This is a genomic window from Comamonas sp. SY3 (genome assembly GCF_041730275.1).
Classification (GTDB): Bacteria; Pseudomonadota; Gammaproteobacteria; order Burkholderiales; family Burkholderiaceae_C; genus Comamonas; species Comamonas sediminis.
In genome coordinates, this window is the sequence record NZ_JBGTYN010000018.1 from 51,221 (window position 1) to 74,217 (window position 22,997).

Below are 22,997 nucleotides of genomic sequence, written 5' to 3' on the forward strand. Positions count from 1 at the left end.
CGGTGTGGTTTATCGGCCGCGCAGGAACAGCGCATCCAGCTCCTTCATGCTGAGCTGCCGCCACGTGGGGCGGCCATGGTTGCACTGGTCGGAGCGTTCGGTGTGTTCCATATCGCGCAGCAATGCGTTCATCTCGTCGATGGTCAGTTGCCGGTTGGCGCGCACGGCGCCGTGGCAGGCCATCGTGCCCAGGATCTCGTTGCGGGCGCGCTGTACCACGGTGCTGGCATCGTGCTGCGCCAGCTCGGCCAGCACGCTGCGCGCCAGCTCCACCGGGTTGCCCTGGGCCAATGTGGTGGGCGTCGCGCGCACGGCCAGGGTCTTGGGCGAGAAGGGCACCACCTCCAGGCCCAACTGCGCCAGCGTTTCGCTGTGGTCTTCGGCCGTGGCGACCTCTTCCGGCGTGGCCGAGAAGGTCGCGGGAATCAGCAACGGCTGGCTGGCAATGGCGCTGCTGGCATCGCCATCGTCCAACTGGCTTTTGAGGCGTTCATAGACGATGCGCTCATGCGCTGCATGCATGTCGACAATGACCATGCCCTGGGCGTTTTCCGCCAGGATGTAGACGCCATGGATTTGCGCCACGGCGCGGCCCAGCGGCCAGGGGTTGTCGGCAGACTCCGGAGGCAGGGTGGGCACCAGCGGGGCGCCGGCGGCCATCGCACCAGCGGCCGGTTGCGGGTTCCAGCGTGGGCTGGCTTCCTGCACCTGCCAGGGCGTGGCATCGATGCTGGTGGGTGTGCTGGTCGCAGTGCTGCCGGCCAATGCATTATCCGCTGCTGCCGTGCCGCCAGCCTGGCCCCAGAGTGCAGCCGTTTGCTGCAGCGCCTGCAGGCCGTTGACACGGGGTGGGGCCTCAAAGCGCATGGCAGTCTGCGCCTGGGGTGCGGGCGCATAGGCCTGGCCGGGCAACGCGGTCGGCTGGCCTGCAGCAGCGGCTGTGGGTGTGGGTGTGGCGGCTGCAGCATCCAGCAGCTGCTGCGCGCGTGGGGCGGCGAGCGCGTTCTCCACGCCATGCAGCACCGCCTGGTGCACCTCGCGGCTATCGCGAAAGCGCACCTCGATCTTGGTCGGGTGCACGTTCACATCGACCCGCATCGGATCGAGGCTGATGTAGAGCGCATAGACGGGCTGGCGGTGGCCGTGCAGCACGTCTTCATAGGCGGCGCGCGCCGCGTGGGTGAGCACCTTGTCGCGCACAAAGCGGCCGTTGACGTAGCAGAACTGCTGGTCGGCACGCGAGCGCGCCGCATCGGGCAGGCCGGCGCGGCCGCGCACCTGCACATGGCCGGCCTGGTAGTTCACGACAATCGACTGTTCGAGAAAATCGGGGCCGAGCACATCGGCCAGGCGCTTGTCCATCGCCCGCTGCTCCAACTGCTGCCAGGCGGCTTCGTCGTGATGGTCTTCATCGCTGCGGGGCGGCAGGGTGGCGCGCCACTGCTCCACGAGCTTGCCCTCATGCCATATCGCAAAGCCCACGCCCGGGCGGGTGAGCGCATGGCGGCGCACGGCTTCCACACAATGGGCCAGCTCGGTGGCATCGGTCTTCAGGAACTTGCGCCGCGCAGGCGTGCTGAAGAACAGTTCCTTGACCTCCATCGTGGTGCCGGGGTTGCGGGCGGCGGGGCGCAGCTCGCCACTGCGGGCATCGAGCAGGTAGGCGCTCTCCTGCTGGGCGGGGCGCGAGAGCACGCTCATCTCCGACACCGACGCAATGGCCGCCAGCGCCTCGCCCCGGAATCCCATCGTTGCCACCGATTCCAGGTCATGCAGGTTGCGGATCTTGCTGGTGGCATGGCGGCGCAGCGCAATGGGCAGCTCCTCGCGCGGAATGCCGCAGCCATCGTCTTCGACGGTAATCAGCCGCACGCCACCGGCGAGCAGGCGCACCGTGATGCTGGTCGCCCCGGCATCGAGCGCGTTGTCAACCAGCTCACGCACAACGGAGGCGGGCCGTTCCACCACCTCGCCGGCCGCAATCTGGCTGACGAGCTCATCGGGCAGATCCTGGATGGGGCGGCGCGCCGGGGCTGCCCGGTCTGCACTGTGGGCTGCAGGCGTCAAAGCGTCGTCGGGGGCGTCTGCCGGGTCAAGGGTGGCGGGTGCGGTATCTGCGGTCATGCAGGGATTTTAGGCAAAGCCGCCTGGCATTCGGGGTAAAGTGTTCAATGGCCACTTTGGGACTGCAGTGCCCAGCACAGCGCAGGTGGCATCAACATGGTTTGCCGCAGGGTCTCCAGGCCGCTGCGGTTTTTCTGTAGAGAGGTTGTGTTTTGGAATTTTTCAGCTGGTTCATCGATGCAGGCATGCATCTGATCGACTTCATCCTGCATGTCGACAAGTACCTGGAAGCCTTTGTGACGACCTATGGCATGTGGGTCTATGCGCTGCTGTTTCTGATCGTCTTTGTCGAGACGGGTGTCGTGGTGATGCCCTTTCTGCCTGGCGATTCGCTGCTGTTCATCGTCGGCGCGATGTGCGGTGCCGGCTTGATGAGCTTTCCGCTGGCGACTGCGCTGCTGTTTGCGGCGGCCTTCCTCGGCGACCAGTGCAATTACCAGATCGGCCACCATTTAGGGCCCAAGGTCTTCAAGTGGGAGAACTCGCGCTGGTTCAACCGCAAGGCCTTTGACAAGGCCCATGCGTTTTACGAGCGTTACGGCGGCATCACCATCATCCTGGCGCGCTTCATGCCTTTCATCCGCACCTTTGCGCCGTTTGTGGCCGGGGTCGCGAACATGAACCGCACCAAGTTCGTCATCTACAACCTGGTGGGCGCGGCGATCTGGGTGTTTGGCATTTGTGCGGCAGGCTATTTCTTTGGCAACCTGCCCTGGGTCAAGGCCAACCTGGAAAAGATCATCTGGGGCCTGATCCTCGTGCCCGGCCTGCTGGCCATCTTTGGCGCCTGGCGCGCCGGCAAGAACGAGAAGGCTGCCGGCCCCGTTTGATCCGCGATCGCACAATGAAGAAGGGACCGCCGAGGCGGTCCCTTTTTTTGTGCTGGAAAAGCGGGAGCGAAGGTCAGACCGTGCGGTTGCGCGCCAGCGGTGGGTTCTTCGCGAAGTACGCCTGGATGCCGCGCATGATGGCATCGGCCAGCTGGTTTTGGTAGGCGGTGCTGCGCAGCTTGGCTTCTTCCTCGGGGTTGCTGATGAAGGCGGTCTCGACCAGCACGCTGGGGATGTCGGGCGCCTTCAATACCGCAAAACCGGCTTGCTCCACACGGGGCTTGTGCAGGCGCGCGAACTGGCCCAACTGGCCCAGCACATGGGTGCCGAGCTTGAGGCTGTCGTTGATCTGGGCGGTGGTGCTCATGTCCAGCAGCGCGCGCTGCACATGGGCATCGCTGCTGCCCACACCGGCCACGTTCAGGCCACCGACCATGTCGGCCTGGTTTTCCTTGTTGGCCAGCCAGCGCGCGGCCGAGCTGGTGGCGCCGCGCTCGCTCAGTGCAAACACGCTCGCGCCATTGGCCGACGGCTTGGTAAACGCATCGGCATGGATGCTGATGAACAGATCGGCTTGCACGCGGCGGGCCTTTTCGACCCGGGTGTTGAGGGGCACAAAAAAGTCGGCGTCGCGCGTCATGAACGCACGCATCGGGTTGCCGCCGACGCTGCTGTTGTTGATGCGCTCGCGCAGCATGTGCCCGATCTTGAGCACGATGTCTTTTTCGCGGGTGCCGCTGGGGCCGGTAGCGCCGGGGTCTTCACCGCCATGGCCGGGATCGAGCGCCACGATGATCAGGCGGTCGGTTCGCGAGGCGGGCCGGCCGCGTGCCGGCGGTGGGCTGGGTGGCGGCGGTGCAGGGGGCGGTGGAGGCGGAGCAGCAGCCACGACCGTGGGCGGCGGCGCGACCGGGGCGGGTGGGGCGACGGGACGGTTGCCGCTCTTGGCAATCAGCTCGGCCAGCGGGTCGGCGGTCTGGGCCGTGGCGGCTACCGATGGGGCGGCCGCCACCACGGTGCCCAGCGCGGCGGGCGCCGGCGGGTCGCCGGCAATCGCAGCGGCCACCGAGGGCGGCAGGCTGCTGCCGGCAGCCGGTGGGGGCACCGGTGCCGGTGCAGCGGCCACGGCGCTGTGGCTGTTCTCCATCATGCGCTCGGTGATCAGGCTCTCGAGCGGATCGGTGGGCCGGGCGGGGTAGAGGTCAAGCACCAGGCGGTGCTGGTAGGGGGCGACCGGCTTCAACGTAAAGACCTGCGGCTTGGCTTCCTGCTTGAGGTCGATCACCAGGCGCACGACATTGGGCGAGTTCTGGCCGACGCGGATGCCGGCGATATTGGGGTCGTCCGAGCGGACCTTGGCAACCAGCTCGCGCAGGGCCGGGTTGAGGTCGATGCCCTCGATATCGACGGCCAGGCGCGGCGGCTCGGGCACAAAGCGCTGCTCGGTCTTGAGCGGCGTGTCCGACTCGATCGTGACGCGGGTGTAGTCCTTCGAGGGCCAGAGGCGAACCGCGACGATGCTGGCACCAAAGGCCAGATGGCTGCTGCCCAGCAGCAGCACCAGACTGCCACCGCGCAGCACATCGCGGCGCGACAGACCGGGGTGGCTGGCGGACGCGCCGTCAGCAGGGATGAAGGGGGCAGAGGCGGGGAGATATTTCGGGGTGTCGCTCACGCTGAAAACCCTTGGACGATGGAGGCACCTGCCGGGGTGAAGGCCTGCAGATGCACCTGGCGTTCTGATTCGTTGATTGCTTCAATACTGATAGCTACATCGGCAATAGGTGTTACCGCTGCAGCCTTCTGCGGCCATTCTGCCACTTTCAGGCCGGGGCTGGCAAAAATATCCCGGAAGCCGGCGTCTTCCCACTCGCGCGGATCATCGAAACGGTAGAAGTCAAAGTGCCAGATGGGGAAATCGCGTCCCTCATGCGGTTCGACCACTGCGTAGGTGGGGCTCTTGATGCGGCCCTGCACGCCCAGGGCGCGCAGCAGGTGGCGCACCAGGGTGGTTTTTCCCGCGCCCAGATCGCCATGCAAAGTTAGGTAAACATTGGACAGTGCTGGCTGCGCAGCCAGGCGAGCGGCAAAGGCTTCCGTATCGCGCTCGTCTTTCCAGACACCTTGGAGCGAAGGATAGGAGGGGCTGGCAGTAGCGTTCAAAATGTCGTTCCCGGGCCGCGCGGGCCCTCAGGTTTTTTACAATGGCAGCACATGGACGCCGCTGATCCCACCTTTATCCAACAGATCAACGACTGGGCGCTGGAGCTGGGATTTTCCCAGATCGGCGTGGCAGGCGTGGATCTGTCGACGGCGGAAACTGGATTGATGCAGTGGCTGGAAAAAGGTTTCCATGGCGAGATGCATTACATGCAGGCCCATGGCCTCAAGCGTGCCCGGCCGGCGGAGCTGGTGCCCGGCACGCTCAGCGTGATTACAGCACGCATGGATTATCTGCCGCAAAACACCCCTGCCGACTGGCAGCGGCTGGAGTGGGAGCGCCATGCCAGGCCTGGCGAGGGCCTGGTCAGCATCTATGCCCGGGGGCGCGATTACCACAAGGTGCTGCGCAACCGGCTGCAAAAGCTGGCCGAGCGTATTGATGCGGCGCTGGGCGGGCACCAGCTGGCGCACCGCGCGTTCACCGATTCAGCCCCCGTGCTGGAGGCCGAGCTGGCCAGCCGCAGCGGCCAGGGCTGGCGCGGCAAGCACACGCTGGTGCTGAGCCGCGATGCCGGTTCGATGTTTTTTCTCGGCGAGATCTTTGTCAACATCGCCTTGCCCGCCACCGCACCGGTGACGGCGCACTGCGGCCAGTGCACCGCCTGCATCGATGCCTGCCCGACGGCGGCCATCATCGCCCCGCAGTCCATCGACGCGCGGCGCTGTATCTCTTACCTGACGATCGAGCTCGATGGCGCCATTCCGGAGGCGTTCCGCGCGCCCATGGGCAACCGCATCTATGGCTGCGACGACTGCCAGCTGGCCTGCCCCTGGAACAAGTTTGCCCAGCGCGCGGTGCTGCCCGATTTTGATGCGCGCGGCGCGCTGATGGACCAGCAGCTGCCCCAACTGTTTGCGTGGGACGAGGCCACGTTCCTGCGCATCACCGAAGGCAGCCCCATACGCCGTATCGGCCATGAGCGCTGGCTGCGCAATATCGCCGTGGCCCTGGGGAATGCCTGGCGCGAGACCGGCGATGCGCGCTACGCCCAGGCGCTGCACAGCCGTGCGGACCACGACAGCGCCGTGGTGCGTGAGCATGTGGCCTGGGGGCTGGGCCAGCGCAGCGCTTGATGTCTGGCGGGCAGCTCAAGCGCCGCCGACAAATCCCGAGGCCTTGAGCTGCGCGACCAGCAATTCGGTAAAGCGCGCATAACCAGCTGCATTGGCATGCACCTGGTCGGCGCGCATGGCGTCATTGGCCAGCACCTCGCTCCAGGCCTTGGCGAGCAGCGGCACCTGCTCCTCCTTGGCCAGCGCTTCATAAATGGGGTGGTCCTGCACGCGGCCCGTCAATGCTGCGGCCATGTTGAACTCGGGCACGGCGACCAGCAATACCGGAATGTTCTGCGCCTTGCACTGCTGCAGCATGCTGGCGATCTGTGCCTGGGCCGCCTGCGCGCTTTGCCGGCGCAGCCAGTCGTTGCCACCGGCGCAAACAATCACCAGCGCCGGTTGGTGGGCCTGCAGCAACTGCGGCAGGCGCTGCGCAATCTGGCTGCTGGTCTCGCCGGAGATGCCGGCATTGATGACATTCCAGCCGGTACGCTCGGCCAGCAACTGCGGATAGGACTGGGCGGCGCTGGCGCCCACGCCCTGGGTCAGCGAATCTCCCAGCGCCAGCACGGTGGCTCCGGCGGGCAGCGCGGTAGCGAGCGGGGCTTTCTTGCTGCAGGCGGCCAGCCCGGCAGTGGTCAGGCCCCAAAGGGGGAGGAGGGCCAGGCGCCGGAGGCTATGGCGGCGCGCGGTGTCACAGGTTTTCTGCATAGCCGCCGAGCTTAACCGATGGCCCTCGCTGAACGCGTTGTTAAACCGGCCAGGCATCCAGCAGGCTGAGCGCAAACGGAAGACTGGCGACGCCGCAGAGGGTCGACAGGGTGACGAGTCCGGCCACATAGGCGCCGTTGTAGCCCATGCGGGCGGCCAGCACATAGCAGGTGGATGCGGTGGGCAGCGCCGAGAAGACCAGCAAGATGGCGGCCTGCTGGGCCGACAGCGCCAGCCAGTGCGCCATGCACAGCGCCATCAGCGGCGTGACAAAGTGGCGGATGGCCAGCACCGAGGCGCTGAGCAGCTTGCCGCGCGCCAGCAGCCCCAGCTGCATGCCGGCGCCCGCTGACATCAGGCCCAGCACGATCGAGGCCTGGCCGATGCGGGCCACCGTGGGCTCGACGATGGCGGGCAGGCGCAGACCCAGCAGATTGCAGACCAGTGCGGTGAGCGTGGCAACGATCAGCGGGTTGCGCAGCAGCTCGCGCATGAAGCCATGCTGCGAGCCCCGGGCCATCGGGTAGACGGCGGCAATATTGAACATGGGCACACAGACCCCGATCAGCACCGAGATCAGCTGCAGACCTGGGGGGCCGGCCAGCCGGTCGGCCAGCGCCAGGCCGATGAAGGAGTTGAAGCGAAAGGCGATCTGCGCGCTGGCGGCGGCATCGCGGTGGTCCACCCGCTTGCCCAGCCAGGGCCAGTGCGGCAGGGTGTAGGTCATCGCGATGGCAACCAGGCCGGTGGCCACGCCGGCCAGCATCAGGCTGGAGGTGCCTTGCCAGTCGATCGGGCTGCGGATGATCGAATAGAACAGCAAGGTCGGGAAGAGGAAGTAGTACACCAGGCTTTCCACCGGCTGCCAGATGGCCCGGTTCAGTGCCGTGTAGCGGCAGACCAGGTAGCCAATCAGGATCAGCGAGAAATCGGGGAAAAGCAGTTGGGCGTAGTTCACCGGCGCAAGCATAGCGGAAGGGCGGGCGCGGCGGCGCTGTGGCTGTCGCCACCGTGAGAAGGTTCTGCGCATGCCGGGGTGCAAGCCCTGCCAAAGCAGTTGCCGATTGCGCTATCTGCGGCCCCGATGCGGGAAAACACGGGCCATCGGCCGCGCGCTTTGAGGCAGAACAGCCGGCCAACACCGCTAGCATGGAGGCTACATACATGCCGTCGCTGTGGGCGTTCCTGGCCTGCACACACACATTAGATCCGAGGAGAGCTCCACGATGATGAACCGCCGACTGTGCCTGGCCCTGGCACTGGCACTGGGCAGCAGCGCTGCCCTGGCCGCTGACCCCTATCCGAACAAGCCCATCCGCCTGATCGTGCCCTTTGCCGCAGGCGGCACCACCGATATCGTGGCGCGGGTCATCTCCGAGCCGCTGTCCAAGGCGCTGGGCCAGCCGGTGGTGGTGGACAACAAGAGCGGTGGCGGTGGCACCGTGGGCGCAGCCGAAGCCGCACGTGCCCAGCCCGACGGTTACACCCTGAGCATTGCGACGGTATCGACGACAGCCACCAACCCGGCCGTCAACCCCAAGATGCCCTACAACGTGCAGCGCGATTTCACGCCCATCATCAATGTGGCGGCCACGCCCAATGTGATTGCCGTGCATCCCAGCTTTCCGGCCACCAACTACCAGGAGTTCATTGCCGAGCTCAAGAAGAACCCCGGCAAGTACTCGTATGCCACCCCCGGCACGGGCAGCATTGCCCATTTGCTGATGGAAATGCTCAAGTCCGAAACCGGTGTGAACGTGGTCCACATTCCCTACCGGGGCGGCGGCCCTGCCTTGAACGACACGGTCGCCGGCCAGGTCAACATGATTTTTGACAACCTGCCCTCGGCCTACCCCTTTATCCGCGACAAGCGCCTGCGCGCCATCGTCGTGGCGGCGCCCAAACGCGTAGCGGGCCTGGAATCCATCCCCACGTTTACCGAAGTGGGCGCGCCTGTCGTCAACCGCAGTGCCTATTACGGCATCGTCGGCCCCAAGAACCTGCCCAAGGAGATCGTGGACAAGGTCAACGCGGCCACCAAAAAGGCGCTGGAAGACCCGAACGTGCAAAAGCGCATCGCAGAGACTGGCTCGGACATCCTGGGCACCACGCCCGAAGTGTTTGCCCAGCAGATGAAAGACGAATACGCCGCCTACAAGGCAGTGGTGGACAAGCAGGGCATCCAGCTGGATTGATCCACCATTCCTGGTCTGTTCTGCCTCAAGGCGCGTGTTCCCCTCGGGACCCTCTGCAAAACTCCCTGCCGTGGTCTGAACGCGGGCTCGGGCGATCCGCTGCGTTGTCTTCCTTGTCAATAGCTCGCTATTGACTGCAAAAGACGCCTTGCGGCTCATCCCGATCCGCGCCCATCCCATTGGGCGAGGGTTCTGCAGAGGATCCCTAGGGAAATCACGCGCCTTTTGTGCGGTTGCAGCACGGTGGCGGCCGTATTAATCCGGTATAAACGCGCTGTGCTGAAAAAGCATTCAGTGGCCGTGCGCCATGCGGGTGACCCCGGCAGGCGAACCACGGCCACACCATTTCTAATGAGGAGATTCATCATGCAACGTCGCTCTCTCGTGGGCCTGACCTTGATCGCTGCTGCCGCAGCCACCTTGAGCACTGGCGCTCTGGCCGATACAAAATACCCTAACAAGCCCATTCGCCTGATCGTTCCTTTTGCAGCTGGCGGCACCACCGATATCATTGCGCGCGTGATCGCCGACCCCCTGGGCAAGGAGCTGGGCCAGCCCGTGGTGGTGGACAACAAGGGGGGTGCTGGCGGCACCATCGGCGCGGTGGAAACGGTGCGCGCTGCGGCCGATGGCTACACGCTGGGCATTGCCACCGTCTCGACGGTGGCAACCAACCCCGCGATCAACCCCAAGATCTCCTACGACCCGATCAAGGACTTCACGCCCATCATCAATGTGGCGGCCACGCCCAACATCATTGCGGTGAACCCGAAGTTCCCGGCCAAGGACTACAAGGAGTTCGAGGCCGAACTCAAGAAGAACCCCAACAAGTACGCCTACTCGTCCTCGGGCACCGGCGGCATCCAGCACATGCTGATGGAGCTGTACAAGAGCCTGACCGGCATCCAGATGACCCACATCGCCTACCGTGGTGCGGGCCCGGCGCTCAATGACACGGTGGCCGGCCAGGTCAACATGATCCTGGACAACCTGCCCTCGACCCTGCCTTTCGTCAAGGACAACCGCCTGGTGCCCATCGTCGTCGCCGCGCCTGAGCGCCTGGCCGTGCTGCCCAATGTGCCGACCTTCAAGGAAGTGGGCCTGGAGCCGGTGAACCGCATGGCTTTCTACGGCATCCTCGCGCCCAAGGGCGTCTCCAAGGATGTGGTGGACCGCATCAATGCCGCCACCAAGAAGGTGCTGGCTGACCCTGCGGTGAAAAAGCGCATCGAGGACACCGGCTCGCTGGTCGTGGGCAACACGCCCGAGCAGTTCGCCGATCAGATCAAGGCCGAGTTCGACGTCTACAAGGACGTCGTGAAGAAGCAGGACCTGAAGCTGGACTGACCGCCGCTTCCCAACTCCCCAGCCGCCCGCGCAAGCCGGCGGCTTTTTTCATGCCATGATGCCGGGCATGGCTCGCTCTCCCCGCTCTGCATCCACCCCTTCTGCCACCCCTTCTTCCACCCCCGGCGCCGCCGCTGCGGCGCATCCGGTGATCGACCGCTTCATCGATGCGGTGTGGCTGGAAGACGGCCTGGCGCGCAACACCTTGGCGGCCTACCGGCGCGACCTGGTGCTGTACGGCCAGTGGCTCGCGCAGGAGCACCCAGGCCAGGCGCTGGAGCGCAGCGATGAGGCCCAGCTGCAGGCCTTTTTTGCCACCCGCATGGGTGACAAGTCCAGCACGGCCAACCGGCGCCTGACGGTGCTGCGGCGCTTCTTCCATTGGGCGCTGCGCGAGTCGCTGATCAGCGCCGATCCCACCCTGCGCATGCTGGCAGCACGCCAGCCGCTGCGGGTGCCCAAGACGATGACCTCGGCCATGGTCGATGCCCTGCTGGAAGCACCCGACGCCGGCAACCCGCTGGGCCTGCGCGACCGCGCGATGCTGGAGCTGATGTATGCCAGCGGCCTGCGCGTGTCCGAATTGGTCGAGCTGCAAAGCGTGCAGCTGAGCCTGGCCGATGGCATCGTGCGCGTGGTGGGCAAAGGCAGCAAGGAGCGGCTGGTGCCCTTTGGCCAGGTGGCCCAGCAGTGGCTGGAGCAGTACCTGGCCGAGAGCCGGCCTGCCATTCTGGCCGGGCGGCAAAGCGCGGACCTGTTTGTCACCCAGCGCGGCAGCGGCATGACGCGGGTCGCCTTCTGGATGATCGTGAAGAAATATGCGCAGCGCGCCGGCATCACCGCGCCGCTGTCACCCCACACCTTGCGCCACGCCTTTGCCACGCATTTGCTCAACCATGGCGCCGATTTGCGCGTGGTGCAGCTGCTGCTGGGCCATGCCGATATCTCCACCACCACCATCTACACCCATGTGGCGCGCGAGCGCCTCAAGGTGCTGCACAGCCAGCACCATCCGCGTGGCTAGCGCGGCGGGCAGCGGCAATCAGATGCCCAGCGGGTTCTTGCGGCCCTTCTCGACCGGGTTGGCCAGCAGCTTTTGCGCGGGGTAGGCGCGCAGAAATTCCTTGGCCTTGTAGGCCGATGAACGCAGCCAGGCGTCATAGGCGCCTTCGTTCAGGATGGCGGGCATGGTCTTGTCATTGCCGGGCTGCTGGTAGCGGTTCATCAGCGCATGGGCATTGGCGTTGACGGTGATGATGGCATAGCTCAGCAGCTCGGTGCCGTCGTCATCGGTCCAGCGGGACCAGATGCCGGCGACGCCCATCGGCAGGCCATCGACGCGGGCGATGCGCGTGGGCTTGGCCTTGCCGGTGCGGTAGTCGTCGGTGACAAAGGCCATCATCGGCACGATGCAGCGCTGGTTGTTCAGCCAGGAATCGCGAAAGGCGGTGCTGGTCGATGCATTGTCGGATTTCACGTTCACCAGTTTGGTGGCGCGCAGCTGGCCATCGGAGGCGGACTTGACCCAGTGCGGCACCAGGCCCCATTGCGCGGGCACCAGCAGGCGGGCTGTGGCCGCCGGCGCAGCGGCGGGTGCGGGCTCGGTAGCAGCTGCGGCGCCGCCCGCTGCTGCCTCTGCAGCGGCCTGCTCGGCCACTGCCGCCTTGCGCGCCGCGTTCTCGGCATCGGTGGCGCCCGTCAGGCTGTTGGTGATGAGGAAGCCGGGCCGGCGCGGCGTCATCTTGCGCTCGCCCATCTCTGCAGGCGGCTCCACCTGGAAGGCGCTGAGGTACAGCTCGGGGGCTTTGAGGGCTTCGTATTGGGTGCTCATGGGCGCAATGGTACGTGAAGGCTGCAGCGGTGCCCGCTGGCGCCGGTTTCTGGCAGAAGATAAAAAGCCCACCCTGGGGCAGGGTGGGCTCGGTGGCAGGCCTTGCGGCCGCAGTGCGTATTTTAAATCAGAGCGACTGGCCCAGCTTGCGCAGAAAGCGCTCGCAGGCCTCGAGCTGGCTGATCTCGACAAACTCATTGGGCTTGTGGGCCTGCTCGATATTGCCCGGGCCGCAGACCACGGTGGGGATGCCCAGGTTCTGGAACAGGCCGGCTTCGGTGCCATAGGCCACCTTGCGCGTGGCCTGGTCGGCAGTCAGCGCACGCACCAGCGCGGTGATGGCAGCTTGCTCGCTGGCTTCCAGCGCCGGGGCGGCAGGGCCGGTTTCGATGTCGATGCGGGCATCGGCAAACTCGCGGCGCATGCGTGGCAGCAGCTCGCCGGTGACATAGCTTTGCACCTTGGCCTGGATGCTCTCGGCCGTCATGCCGGGCAGGTTGCGGAACTCGTAGTTGAACTCGCACAGCTCGGGGATGGTGTTGACCGCGATACCGCCCGAGATCTGGTTGGTCGTCATGGTCGTGAACGGCACATCGTAGAACTCGTCGTAGGGGCCATTGGCCTTGAACTGGTCGGCCACATCGCGGATGTGGCAGATCAGGCGCGCGGCGTATTCAATGGCATTGCAGCCCTTGGGGGTCAGCGACGAATGCGCTGCCTTGCCGTGCACCTTGCAGCGGTACAGGTTGATGCCCTTGTGCGCGACCACCACCTGCATGCTGGTGGGCTCGCCCACCACGCAGCCATCGGCCTGCTGGCCGCGTGCCTTCAAGGCGCGCAGCATCACCGGGGCGCCGGCGCAGCCCACTTCCTCGTCATAGGACAAGGCCAGGTGGATCGGCTTCTTGCGCGGCATCGCGATGAACTCGGGCACCAGCGCGATCGATGCGGCGATATAGCCCTTCATGTCGGCGCTGCCACGGCCGTACAGACGGCCTTCTTTTTCAGTCAGTGTGAACGGATCGCTGTCCCAGTTCTGGCCGTCAACCGGCACCACATCGGTGTGGCCCGACAGCACGATGCCCCCCTGGGTGCTGCCGTCATCGGCCGGCAGGGTGGCGAACAGGTTGGCCTTGTCGCCCTCGGGGGAGTGGATCAGCTCGACCTTCAGACCCTGGTGGGCCAGTGCATCACGCACGGTTTCGATAAGGGCGAGGTTGGAGTTGCGGCTGGTGGTGTCGAATGCGACCAGCTTTTCCAGCCAGGAGCGGGTGTTCATAGCGCTTCACTTGGTGTTACATGCAAGGGACCGAGTGTAGGGCGCTTGCGCCTTCGCGGCAGCGCGCGCTGCCTAAGCTGGGGTTGGGTGTTGGGGTTTTAGATGGGTTGGCCTAGTGGCTGGGACGGAAAGAAAAACGGGAGCATCTGGCTCCCGTTGTGATCCCGGTGGCTCGGAAGGCCATCAGCCCAGCACTTCGAGCAGGCGGTCCAGCCCGCCGGTGTTGATCGCCACCTTGGCCTCGGCGCGCACGCGCGGCTTGGCGTGGAACGCGACCGACAGGCCCACGGCACGCATCATCGGCAGGTCATTGCTGCCATCGCCCACGGCAATCACCTGCTCGGGCTCGATGCCCATCAGCGACGCCAGGCCCAGCACGGTGTTGCGCTTTTCCTCGCCGTCGCAGATATCGCCCCAGCTCTGGTCGATGAGGCCGCCGGTCAGCTGGCCGTCCTTGACCTCGAAGCGGTTGGCACGCACAAAGTCGATGCCCAGCAGGCTTTTGACATGGTCGGCAAAGAAGGTGAAGCCGCCCGAGACCAGCAGCACCTTGAGGCCGGCAGCATGCGCCGCATCGACCAGGGTCTTGGCGCCTGGGGTCAGGGTCAGGCGCTCTTGCAGTACCCGCTCGATCGAGGCCATGGGCACGCCCTGGAGCAAGGCCATGCGCTGGCGCAGGCTGTCCTTGTAGTCGGTGATCTCGCCGCGCATGGCCGCTTCGGTGATCGCCGCGACCTCGGCCTTCTTGCCGGTGATGTCGGCGATCTCGTCAATGCACTCAATGGTGATCAGGGTCGAGTCCATGTCGAACGCGATCAGCTTGTAGTCAGACAGCTTTTGCGGCGTGGCCAGGTTCTGGAGGGTCAGGCCGGGGGCGAATTCGGTGGAGGCACTCATGGGAGCTTTACAGGGGTGAGAGTAGGAGGAATGATAAACGGGCGGGTTCAGACAGGCCGCTCAGGCCGTAGCCGCAGCGGCTGCCGCCACCGGCTTGCCCAGGCTGCGCACCACATCGCGCACCATCTGCACGCGGTCCTTGACCTCGGGCAGGGCGCGCTCGATGCGCAGCTTGTCGTTGCCGGCCAGCTTGATGGCCTTGTTCTTCTGGATCAGGCTGATGATGGTCATCGGCTCGATCGGCGGGTTGGGGTAGAAGGTGATGTTGATCACGCCGGGCGCGGCATCGACCTTCTGCACACCAAAGGGTTCGCACAGCACGCGCAGGCGGTGCACATCGACCAAGGTCTGGCCCTGCGGCGGCAGCTTGCCGAAGCGGTCCACGATCTCTTCGAGCAGGTTGTCGATCTGGTCGCTGGTCTTGGCGGTTGCCAGCTTTTTGTAGAACGACAGGCGCAGGTGCACATCGCCGCAGTAGTCGTTGGGCAGCAGCGCGGGGGCATGCAGGTTGATGTCGGTGGCAGCAGACAGGGGGCTGAGCAGGTCGGGCTCCTTGCCTTCCTTCAGGCTGCGCACGGCCTCGGACAGCATCTCGTTGTAGAGTTGATAGCCGATCTCCATCATGTTGCCGCTCTGGTTGTCGCCCAGCACTTCGCCGGCGCCCCGGATTTCCAGGTCATGCATGGCCAGGTAAAAGCCGCTGCCCAGCTCCTCCATCTGCTGGATGGCTTCGAGGCGTTGCGCGGCCTGCTTGGTCAGGCCGTCCAGGTCGGGCACCATCAGATAGGCATAGGCCTGGTGGTAGCTGCGGCCCACGCGGCCGCGCAGCTGGTGCAACTGCGCCAGACCAAACTTGTCGGCGCGGCTGATGATGATGGTGTTGGCGCTGGGCACGTCGATGCCGGTCTCGATGATGGTCGAGCACAGCAGGATGTTGTAGCGCTGGGCCACAAAGTCGCGCATCACGCGTTCGAGCTCACGCTCGGGCATCTGGCCGTGGGCGACGGCAATGCGGGCTTCGGGCAGGATCTCTTCGAGCTTCTGGCGGCGGTTCTCGATGGTCTCGACCTCGTTGTGCAGAAAGTAGCACTGCCCGCCCCGCTTGAGCTCGCGCAGCACGGCTTCGCGGATCACGCCGGTGCCTTCGCTGCGCACAAAGGTCTTAATCGCCAGGCGGCGCTGCGGCGCGGTGGCGATCACCGACAGATCGCGCAGGCCATCGAGCGCCATGCCCATGGTGCGCGGGATCGGGGTGGCCGTCAAGGTCAGCACATCGACCTCGGCACGCATGGCCTTCATCGCCTCTTTGTGGCGCACGCCAAAGCGGTGCTCTTCATCGATGATCAGCAGGCCCAGGTTCTTGAACTGGGTTTTTTCGGACAGCAGCTTGTGGGTGCCGACGACGATGTCGACGGTGCCGTCGTCCAGGCCCTTGATGGTCGTGCTGACCTCCTTGCCCGAGCGAAAGCGCGACACCAGCGCCACCTTGATCGGCCACTTGGAGAAGCGGTCGGCCAGGGTCTGGTAGTGCTGCTCGGCCAGCAAGGTAGTGGGGGCGAGCAGGGCCACCTGCTTGCCGCCGGTGACCGCCACAAAGGCAGCCCGCAAGGCGACTTCGGTCTTGCCAAAGCCGACATCGCCGCAGACCAGGCGGTCCATGGGCTGGGGCGAGATCATGTCCTGGATCACCGCATGGATGGCAGCGCGCTGGTCGGCGGTTTCCTCAAAGCCGAAGTCGTTGGCGAACTGTTCATAGTCCTGCGGGCTGTAGCGGAAGGCATGGCCTTCGCGGGCCGCGCGGCGCGCGTAGATGTTGAGCAGCTCGGCAGCAGTGTCGCGTACCTGCTCGGCGGCCTTGCGGCGCGCTTTTTCCCACTGGCCGCTACCCAGCTTGTGCAGGGGGGCCTCTTCGGCCGATACGCCGGTGTAGCGGCTGATCTGCGCGAGCTGGCTGACTGGCACATAGAGCACGGCCTTGTCGGCATATTCCAGGTGCAGGAACTCTTGCAGTGCCGGTGTGCCATCGGGGTTCTTCTGGCCCACATCCATGTTGATCAGGCCATGGTAGCGGCCGATGCCGTGCTGGGCATGGACGACCGGGTCGCCGACCTTCAGCTCGGACAAATCCTTGATCAGCGCCTCGACATCGCTGGCCTGCTCCTGGCGGCGCTTGCGGCGCGCACCGCCGGTGGCGGCGAACAGCTCGGTCTCGGTGACAAAGTCAATGCCTTGCTCGGCCCAGCGAAAGCCCTTGGCCAGCGCAGCGGTGGCGATGCCGACGGGCTCGTCGGTGGTCTGCTGGAACTCGGCCAGCGAGTCAAAGGCCGGCGGGTTGAGGCCGCTGGCACGGAAGAAGTCGAGCAGGCTCTCGCGCCGGCCATCGCTTTCGGCCAGCAGCAAGGTACGGGCCTGGCGCTGGGCAATGTGCTGCTGCAGCTTGGCCAGCGGGTCTTCGGCGCCGCGGACCACGGCCAGATCGCCCAGCTTCTGGAAGATGGCGCTGTGCTCCACATCTTCCAATTGCGGCCGCAGCGACAGCTGGGCCATCTGCTTGGCGGTGGCGTAGAACTGGTCGGGGCTCAGGAACAGGCTGTCGGGCGGCAGCACCGGGCGTTCCGGGTCGCCCTGCACCAGCCGGTAGCGGTCGCGCGTGTCTTGCCAAAAGCGCTGGAAGGCCGGCTCGATATCGCCATGCAGCACCACGGTGGCCTGGCTGCCCAGGTAGTCGAACACGGTCGCGGTCTCGTCAAAGAACAGCGGCAGGTAGTACTCGATGCCGGCCGTGGCCACGCCGTTGCCCATGTCCTTGTAGATGCGGCTCTTCGTGGGGTCGCCTTCGAGCATCTCGCGCCACTTGTTGCGAAAGCGCGCGCGGGCCTCGTCGTCCATCGGGAACTCACGCCCGGGCAGCAGGCGCACATCCTTGACCGGGTAGAGGCTGCGCTGGGTGTCGGGGTCAAAGGTGCGGATGGAATCGATCTCGTCATCGAACAGGTCGACCCGGTAGGGCACGAGCGAGCCCATCGGGTAGAGATCGATCAAACCGCCGCGCACTGAGTATTCGCCATGGCTCACCACCTGGGAGACATGGTTGTAGCCCGCCAGCGTGAGCTGGGCCTTGAGGCGCGCCTCATCCAGCTTTTGCCCGGCCTTGAATGCAAAGGTATAGCCCGCCAGGAAGGAGGGGGGCGCCAGGCGGTACAGCGCCGTGGTGGCGGGGATCAGCACCACATCGGCCTCGCCCTGGCTGATGCGCCACAGCGCCGCCAGCCGCTCGCTGATCAGGTCCTGGTGCGGCGAGAAGGTGTCATAGGGCAGGGTTTCCCAGTCGGGGAACAGGGCCACGCGCAGCTCAGGTGCGAAAAAAGCCAGCTCATCCTGCAGACGGTGGGCGTCGCCCGCATCGGCGGTGATGATCGCGGTGACGCGCTGGCCGGCCGCCTCCCGCGTGGCCAAGGTGGCGAGCAGCAAGGCATCGGCGCTGCCGGGGGGCATGGGCAGCTGAAAACGTTTTCCGGCGGTGAGTTTGGGGAGTTCCATAGGGGGTCTACAACCAGTCCATAGACGGACTACAGCCCGGGGCGGCATGCCGCGCCTGGGCCTATCAAAGCCAAGCGCGCCCAACGGGCGCACCTGACCACACCAAGTTCTAAAAATTTCCAGGGTTCTGCTGCTGAATCCACGCCCCAAGCCAGGGGTGCGGACCGGGTGGAGGCGCAAGGCCTCTTTTGCAGCGGAACCCTCCATCACGGGTCTGGCTGACAGCCCCATGCGACCTCTGCATTCTAAAATACCCCCATGAACCAGACCGTCCGCAACGAATTGATCCCTGCTGTACCCAGGGCCGCACCCGACGTGGCTGCGCCGCTGACGGTGCCCGCAACGGTGCCGCCCGCAGACCCGGGTGCCCAGACCCAGGCGCTGGGCCAGATGCGGCAGGAGGTGGTGGCCAGGTTCTGGGCCTTTTTGCCCTGTGCCGGCGTGGGTGCCCGGGCGGTGGATGCCAACCGACCGGCCCATGTGCCCAAGCAATACCAGGAGGTGGCAGGTTGGCCGCTGGTGTTGCACACCTTGGCCGCCTTCATTGCGGCCAAGCCGCTGTCGGGCGTGCTGGTGGGTGTCAGCCCCGGCGATGACTTTTTGCAGCGTTACCAGCGGCCAGGCTTTGCGATCAGCCCCTGCGGTGGCCCGAGCCGGGCCGATACGGTGGCCGGCGGCCTGCGCAGCTTGCTGGGTGACTCGGGCCTGGGTGCCCAGCCCCATGACTGGGTGCTGGTGCATGACGCGGCGCGCTGCCTGATCAAGCCCGGCCAGATCGAACAGCTGATGCAGGAATGTGCGGCCGATGAGGTGGGTGGCCTGCTGGCACTGCCATTGCCCGATACACTCAAGGCCGCTGCCACCGATGTCCATGGCCAAAGCCGGGTCAGCAGCACCTTGCCACGGGTGGACAAATGGCTGGCGCAGACGCCGCAGATGTTCCGCATCGGTACGCTGCTTGAAGCGCTGGAGCGTTGCAACGATGTGACCGATGAGGCCAGTGCCATCGAGGCGCTGGGCTTGCAGCCCCGCCTGGTGCCGGGCAGCAGTTTCAACTTCAAGGTCACCTTTCCCGATGACTTTGCGCTGGCCGAAGCCTTGCTGCTGCAGCGCATGGCCAGCGGGGACAGCCAGGTGGCCGCACTGTTTGAGTGATTCCCCGGTGATGCGTTGCCAAACCCTCGCGTGAGGGTTTGGCAGTGGCTTGCACCGCGGGGTGATGTAGATGGACGAGATAAGGGATGCAAATGCTGCAAATGCGCATTGGTGAGGGTTGGGATATTCATGCGCTGGTGCCCGGGCGCGACTTGGTTTTGGGTGGCATCAAGGTGCCGCACACCACGGGCCTGCTGGGCCACTCGGATGCCGATGTGCTGCTGCATGCGATCACCGATGCCTTGGTGGGAGCCGCTGGCATGGGCGATATCGGATCGCATTTTCCCGATACCGATGCTGCTTTCCGGGGCGCCGATTCGGCGGTGCTGCTGGCTGAGGCCATGCACCGCGTGGCCGCCAAGGGCTGGCAGGTCAACAATGTCGACAGCACCGTGATCGCCCAGGCGCCCAAGCTGGCGCCGCACATACCGGCGATGCGCGCCAATATTGCGAAGACCTTGGGTGTTGATGAGTCCCAGGTCAATGTGAAAGCCAAGACGGCAGAAAAGATGGGCCCGGTGGGCCAGGGCGCGGCCATGGAGGCGCGTGCGGTGGTGCTGCTGGTGCGTGCGGCTGGCGAGCAGGGCTGAGCAAACGGCTGCCTTGAAAGGATGACGCCCTGCCAGAGGCGGTCATCGTGGCCGCTGTGAAGGCGCCTTCTCAGCTCTCTTCGTACTGCGCCAGGACTTGCGCCCCGGTGAGCTTGGGCGTGTCGTTGGCCAGGTCGTAATAGGCCGGTTTTTCGTCGATGAAAATCTGCGCCGACAGCTGCAGGCCATCCTCATCCTGGAATAGGCCGGCCGACAGAAAATGTTCGTTGGTGGCCAGCAGGCGGTAGAACAGGTGCGTGCCGCAATGGCTGCAAAAGGCGCGCTCGGCCCAGGGAGACGAGGCATAGCGGGCAACGGGACCGGTCAGCTCCACCTCGGTGCCGCCATGCAGCGTAAAGGCGGGGCCCTCACCCCAGCGTCTGCACATGCTGCAATGGCATACATGGACATCTTGTACGGTCGGTGCGGTCACATGGACTGCACCGCAAAGGCACTGGGCTTGCATGTCAACTCCTTGGGCAGGCATTGAGGTGCCAGCATTCTATGCACAGACATCGCTTTGTGCCAGCGCTGCGTGCCCGCCGGCATGCGAAGCCATGCCGGCGGGCGCTTCTTACTGCAGATCTGCCAGATTGGTCGGCGCGCCTGGCAGATGCCGCTTGATCTGCGGGCGCAGCAGGCGGCGCTTTGGCTCCTTGCCGATCGCCTGGTCGGGCGCGCGGCGCAGGTATATGCTGGTGACCAGGCCCGTGCTGCCGTCCGAGGCATTGACCATGCTCAAACGTCCGCCCATGCGTTGCACGGTTTTCTCGACGATCGACAGGCCCAGCCCTGCGCCTGCCGCCGCGGTGCGCGCGGTGTCGCCGCGGTAAAACGGCTTGGTCAGGCTGCTCAGCTGGTCCTTGGAGACGCCCGGGCCATGGTCGCGCATGCGGATGGTGACCGTGCTTTCGCTGAACTTGACGGTGATGTCCACCCGGGTGTGCGAGGCACCCGGTGTCTTGCCATAGCGGCGTGCGTTTTCCAGGACGTTGGAGAGCACACGCGAGAGCTCGATCTCATCGGCGTTGACCATCAGCTCTTCGGGCACCTTCATGTGCACCTGCAGTTCCTGGTGGTCCTGCACCGCGTAGACGCAAGAGGACACCACACCATAGACATTGACGGGGGCGAGCTTGGCGGCGTGGTCGGGGCGGGCGTAGTCGAGGAACTTGTCGATGGTGGCATCGAGCTGCACGATGTCGGCCACCATGTGCTCGCGCGCGACCTGGTCGAACACGCTCATCTCGGTCTCCAGCCGCAGCCGGGCCAGCGGGGTGCGCAGGTCGTGCGAGATGCCGGCGAGCATCACCGCGCGGTCTTGTTCCAGCTTGGACAGGCGCTCACTCATGCGGTTGAAGCCGATGTTCACCTCGCGGATCTCGCTGGTGACCGCGTCTTCATCGAGCTGCGCTGCAAAATCGCCTTCGCGCAGCCGGTTGGTGGCGCTGGAGAGCTGCTTGAGCGGCCGGTTGATGAGGCCGGCAATCACCGCCGCTCCAGCCAACGACAGCGCCGCAGCGGTCAGCACCCACACCAGCCAGGTTTTGCCGCCGGCCGGGTTGAAGCGCGAAGGCTCGATCAGGAACCAGTTTTGGTCGCCATCGATGGTGAAGCCCACCCACAGGCCTTCTTCGCCGTTGACGCTGCTGGCCACGATGGTGCTGGGGCCCAGGCGCTTGGTGACTTCCTGCGTCAGGCGCGCGCCCAGCGGGGTGGAGTTGTCGATGGATTCGTAAACGTCCTTGGGCTCACGCGGGACGATGCGCACCCCTTCCTGGTCCGCCATGGTCTTGACCAGGGAGACGCGGGCGATGGCATCGGAGTGCATCAGTGCGGCACGGCTGAGGTTGACCAGCGAGGCGATCTGCTGGGCTGTCTGGATGGCGCGCGGTTCCGTCTCCAGCGAGCGCAGGGTCTGCACCCAGGCCAGGATGCTGCCCGTCAGCAGGATGGCGAGCAGAAAGAAGGTGCGCCAGAAGAGATTGAGGCCGACGCGGGTGCGCTTGTTGCTGTGCGCGGCCGCTGTGGTGCTGCCTTCCAGCGGGGCCAGGCCGGATTGGTCGGGATCGTTGACGGGGGTAGGAGCCATGGGCCGTGTGCGTGTAGAAGAGTCGGATCAATAAAGACCGGGATTGCCTGGTATTTTCGCTGTAAAGCCGGTGTGGCACCATGCCGTGCCCCAGCGTGGGGGTATCTCCCAAAAAAAACCGCCTCTCAGCCAGGCTGGGGCGGTTTTTGGGGGGTGACGGTCAGGAATCAGTTGGCGCCATCGGGTACGAAGACATAGCCCACGCCCCAGACGGTCTGGATATAGCGCGGTGCGGCAGGGTCGACCTCGACCAGCTTGCGCAGACGCGATACCTGTACGTCCAGGCTGCGGTCAAAGGGCTCGAACTCACGGCCACGCGCCAGCAACGCGAGCTTTTCACGCGACAGCGGCTGGCGCGGGTGGCGCACCAGGGTCTTGAGCATCGCGAACTCGCCGGTGGTCAGCGGCAACTCTTCGCCGTCCTTGGTCAGCACGCGGGTGCTCATGTCGAACGTGAAGGGGCCAAAGTTCACCACTTCATTTTCTCCCGAGGGGGCGCCAGGCGCTTCCTGCGGTGGGCGGCGGCGCAGCACCGCATGGATACGGGCCAGCAATTCACGCGGGTTGAAGGGCTTGCCGATGTAGTCATCGGCGCCGACTTCCAGACCCACGATGCGGTCGACATCCTCACCCTTGGCGGTCAGCATGATGATCGGGGTGCGGTCATTGCTGGCGCGCAGGCGGCGGCAGATGGACAGGCCGTCTTCTCCAGGCATCATCAAATCGAGCACGATCAGATCCACCGTCTCGCGCAGCAAGATGCGTTGCAGGCCTTTGCCATCTTCGGCAATCATGACTTCAAAGCCTTCGTGCGACAGGTAGCGGCGCAGCAGATCGCGGATACGTGCGTCGTCATCAACGACCAAGATTTTGTCGACGCGATTGGTGGCAGTAACCATGGGCGGAGTCCTCCGGTTGATATGTAATATTTACATTTTGACCGGTTTTTGTGAAAAGTGCGCAATCCAGCACGTTTTTTTGACCCAAAGTTACAAAGTTTGCGTTACATATGCAGTCTGGGAGATGCATTCTTACGCAATAAATCGACTTTTTCCTGCATTTTTTAAGGAATTTGCTGATTTTAAAGAACCGGGTACGACAGATTTCAAAAATGTTTCATAACTATG

The 22,997-nt window shown here is 65.0% G+C and carries 19 protein-coding genes; 7 read left to right on the plus strand and 12 right to left on the minus strand.

The window, feature by feature from the left end; translation table 11 throughout:
- Positions 1-9: 9 nt before the first annotated feature.
- Positions 10-2,124, minus strand: a complete 2,115-nt coding sequence (mutL, locus tag ACCQ08_RS19225) for a DNA mismatch repair endonuclease MutL (RefSeq protein ID WP_373450677.1) — start codon at positions 2,122-2,124, stop codon at positions 10-12.
- A 185-nt stretch (positions 2,125-2,309) separates the two neighbouring features.
- On the opposite strand from mutL, the gene ACCQ08_RS19230 reads away from it, so the two are divergent.
- Complete coding sequence (locus ACCQ08_RS19230) at positions 2,310-2,954, plus strand: VTT domain-containing protein (RefSeq protein ID WP_239812743.1); 645 nt, start codon at positions 2,310-2,312, stop codon at positions 2,952-2,954.
- 73 nt (positions 2,955-3,027) lie between these two features.
- On the opposite strand, the gene ACCQ08_RS19235 is transcribed toward ACCQ08_RS19230, so the two are convergent.
- Together ACCQ08_RS19235 and tsaE are read right to left on the minus strand one after the other, a co-directional pair.
- Complete coding sequence (locus ACCQ08_RS19235; protein WP_373450730.1) at positions 3,028-4,587, minus strand: N-acetylmuramoyl-L-alanine amidase; 1,560 nt, start codon at positions 4,585-4,587, stop codon at positions 3,028-3,030.
- 38 nt (positions 4,588-4,625) lie between these two features.
- A complete protein-coding gene (gene tsaE, locus ACCQ08_RS19240) occupies positions 4,626-5,117 on the minus strand; it encodes a tRNA (adenosine(37)-N6)-threonylcarbamoyltransferase complex ATPase subunit type 1 TsaE (protein WP_239808821.1) in 492 nt (163 codons plus the stop codon).
- Between the two features lie 84 nt (positions 5,118-5,201).
- On the opposite strand from tsaE, the gene queG reads away from it, so the two are divergent.
- The gene (gene queG / locus ACCQ08_RS19245; protein WP_373450731.1) at positions 5,202-6,251 is read left to right on the plus strand and encodes a tRNA epoxyqueuosine(34) reductase QueG; all 1,050 of its coding nucleotides are present in this window, start codon (positions 5,202-5,204) and stop codon (positions 6,249-6,251) included.
- 15 nt (positions 6,252-6,266) lie between these two features.
- Here queG and ACCQ08_RS19250 read toward each other — a convergent pair whose 3' ends face one another.
- Both ACCQ08_RS19250 and ACCQ08_RS19255 read right to left on the minus strand, forming a co-directional pair.
- Positions 6,267-6,944 carry a GDSL-type esterase/lipase family protein gene (locus ACCQ08_RS19250; RefSeq protein ID WP_373450678.1) on the minus strand — a complete coding sequence of 226 codons (678 nt, stop codon included), beginning with the start codon at positions 6,942-6,944 and terminating at the stop codon, positions 6,267-6,269.
- Between the two features lie 40 nt (positions 6,945-6,984).
- Positions 6,985-7,914, minus strand: coding sequence for an AEC family transporter (locus tag ACCQ08_RS19255; RefSeq protein ID WP_239808819.1), 930 nt, complete (start codon positions 7,912-7,914; stop codon positions 6,985-6,987).
- Positions 7,915-8,173: 259 nt separating this feature from the next.
- Here ACCQ08_RS19255 and ACCQ08_RS19260 point away from each other — a divergent pair, with 259 nt between their 5' ends.
- From ACCQ08_RS19260 to xerD, 3 genes are all read left to right on the plus strand, one after another.
- Positions 8,174-9,139, plus strand: coding sequence for a tripartite tricarboxylate transporter substrate binding protein BugE (locus tag ACCQ08_RS19260; RefSeq protein WP_239812740.1), 966 nt, complete (start codon positions 8,174-8,176; stop codon positions 9,137-9,139).
- A 366-nt stretch (positions 9,140-9,505) separates the two neighbouring features.
- Complete coding sequence (locus ACCQ08_RS19265; RefSeq protein ID WP_313336321.1) at positions 9,506-10,486, plus strand: tripartite tricarboxylate transporter substrate binding protein BugE; 981 nt, start codon at positions 9,506-9,508, stop codon at positions 10,484-10,486.
- A gap of 58 nt (positions 10,487-10,544) precedes the next feature.
- The gene (gene xerD, locus ACCQ08_RS19270; protein WP_373450679.1) at positions 10,545-11,510 is read left to right on the plus strand and encodes a site-specific tyrosine recombinase XerD; all 966 of its coding nucleotides are present in this window, start codon (positions 10,545-10,547) and stop codon (positions 11,508-11,510) included.
- Positions 11,511-11,528: 18 nt separating this feature from the next.
- Here xerD and ACCQ08_RS19275 read toward each other — a convergent pair whose 3' ends face one another.
- From ACCQ08_RS19275 to mfd, 4 genes are all read right to left on the minus strand, one after another.
- On the minus strand, positions 11,529-12,317 hold the full coding sequence (locus tag ACCQ08_RS19275; protein ID WP_373450680.1) for an SOS response-associated peptidase: 789 nt from the start codon (positions 12,315-12,317) through the stop codon (positions 11,529-11,531).
- 127 nt (positions 12,318-12,444) lie between these two features.
- The gene (argE, locus tag ACCQ08_RS19280; protein ID WP_239808816.1) at positions 12,445-13,596 is read right to left on the minus strand and encodes an acetylornithine deacetylase; all 1,152 of its coding nucleotides are present in this window, start codon (positions 13,594-13,596) and stop codon (positions 12,445-12,447) included.
- Positions 13,597-13,779: 183 nt separating this feature from the next.
- Positions 13,780-14,493, minus strand: coding sequence for a phosphoserine phosphatase SerB (gene serB, locus ACCQ08_RS19285; protein ID WP_312415179.1), 714 nt, complete (start codon positions 14,491-14,493; stop codon positions 13,780-13,782).
- A 60-nt stretch (positions 14,494-14,553) separates the two neighbouring features.
- Complete coding sequence (gene mfd / locus ACCQ08_RS19290) at positions 14,554-18,033, minus strand: transcription-repair coupling factor (RefSeq protein ID WP_373450681.1); 3,480 nt, start codon at positions 18,031-18,033, stop codon at positions 14,554-14,556.
- Positions 18,034-18,291: 258 nt separating this feature from the next.
- On the opposite strand from mfd, the gene ACCQ08_RS19295 reads away from it, so the two are divergent.
- Positions 18,292-19,188: a 2-C-methyl-D-erythritol 4-phosphate cytidylyltransferase gene (locus ACCQ08_RS19295; RefSeq protein WP_373450682.1), complete on the plus strand. Its 897-nt coding sequence runs from the start codon at positions 18,292-18,294 to the stop codon at positions 19,186-19,188.
- 86 nt (positions 19,189-19,274) lie between these two features.
- Positions 19,275-19,778 carry a 2-C-methyl-D-erythritol 2,4-cyclodiphosphate synthase gene (gene ispF, locus ACCQ08_RS19300; RefSeq protein ID WP_373450683.1) on the plus strand — a complete coding sequence of 168 codons (504 nt, stop codon included), beginning with the start codon at positions 19,275-19,277 and terminating at the stop codon, positions 19,776-19,778.
- Positions 19,779-19,848: 70 nt separating this feature from the next.
- Here the strand turns inward: ispF and ACCQ08_RS19305 are convergent, their stop codons facing one another.
- From ACCQ08_RS19305 to ompR, 3 genes are all read right to left on the minus strand, one after another.
- Complete coding sequence (locus ACCQ08_RS19305) at positions 19,849-20,244, minus strand: GFA family protein (protein ID WP_312415186.1); 396 nt, start codon at positions 20,242-20,244, stop codon at positions 19,849-19,851.
- Between the two features lie 108 nt (positions 20,245-20,352).
- Entirely contained in the window at positions 20,353-21,870 is a 1,518-nt protein-coding gene (locus ACCQ08_RS19310; protein ID WP_239808811.1) for a sensor histidine kinase, read from the minus strand.
- Positions 21,871-22,037: 167 nt separating this feature from the next.
- On the minus strand, positions 22,038-22,769 hold the full coding sequence (gene ompR, locus ACCQ08_RS19315; protein WP_021027409.1) for a two-component system response regulator OmpR: 732 nt from the start codon (positions 22,767-22,769) through the stop codon (positions 22,038-22,040).
- Positions 22,770-22,997 lie beyond the last annotated feature (228 nt).

Bases quoted from the DNA above. Each gene is read 5' to 3' on its own strand.
- xerD (WP_373450679.1), top strand. From the start codon at position 10,545: ATGCCGGGCATGGCTCGCTCTCCCCGCTCTGCATCCACCCCTTCTGCC.
- argE (WP_239808816.1), bottom strand. From the start codon at position 13,596: ATGAACACCCGCTCCTGGCTGGAAAAGCTGGTCGCATTCGACACCACC.
- ACCQ08_RS19275 (WP_373450680.1), bottom strand. From the start codon at position 12,317: ATGAGCACCCAATACGAAGCCCTCAAAGCCCCCGAGCTGTACCTCAGC.
- ACCQ08_RS19265 (WP_313336321.1), top strand. From the start codon at position 9,506: ATGCAACGTCGCTCTCTCGTGGGCCTGACCTTGATCGCTGCTGCCGCA.
- ACCQ08_RS19255 (WP_239808819.1), bottom strand. From the start codon at position 7,914: ATGCTTGCGCCGGTGAACTACGCCCAACTGCTTTTCCCCGATTTCTCG.
- serB (WP_312415179.1), bottom strand. From the start codon at position 14,493: ATGAGTGCCTCCACCGAATTCGCCCCCGGCCTGACCCTCCAGAACCTG.
- ACCQ08_RS19230 (WP_239812743.1), top strand. From the start codon at position 2,310: ATGCATCTGATCGACTTCATCCTGCATGTCGACAAGTACCTGGAAGCC.
- ACCQ08_RS19305 (WP_312415186.1), bottom strand. From the start codon at position 20,244: ATGCAAGCCCAGTGCCTTTGCGGTGCAGTCCATGTGACCGCACCGACC.
- ACCQ08_RS19295 (WP_373450682.1), top strand. From the start codon at position 18,292: ATGAACCAGACCGTCCGCAACGAATTGATCCCTGCTGTACCCAGGGCC.
- mutL (WP_373450677.1), bottom strand. From the start codon at position 2,124: ATGACCGCAGATACCGCACCCGCCACCCTTGACCCGGCAGACGCCCCC.
- mfd (WP_373450681.1), bottom strand. From the start codon at position 18,033: ATGGAACTCCCCAAACTCACCGCCGGAAAACGTTTTCAGCTGCCCATG.
- ACCQ08_RS19310 (WP_239808811.1), bottom strand. From the start codon at position 21,870: ATGGCTCCTACCCCCGTCAACGATCCCGACCAATCCGGCCTGGCCCCG.
- ACCQ08_RS19250 (WP_373450678.1), bottom strand. From the start codon at position 6,944: ATGCAGAAAACCTGTGACACCGCGCGCCGCCATAGCCTCCGGCGCCTG.
- ACCQ08_RS19260 (WP_239812740.1), top strand. From the start codon at position 8,174: ATGAACCGCCGACTGTGCCTGGCCCTGGCACTGGCACTGGGCAGCAGC.
- ispF (WP_373450683.1), top strand. From the start codon at position 19,275: ATGCAAATGCTGCAAATGCGCATTGGTGAGGGTTGGGATATTCATGCG.
- ompR (WP_021027409.1), bottom strand. From the start codon at position 22,769: ATGGTTACTGCCACCAATCGCGTCGACAAAATCTTGGTCGTTGATGAC.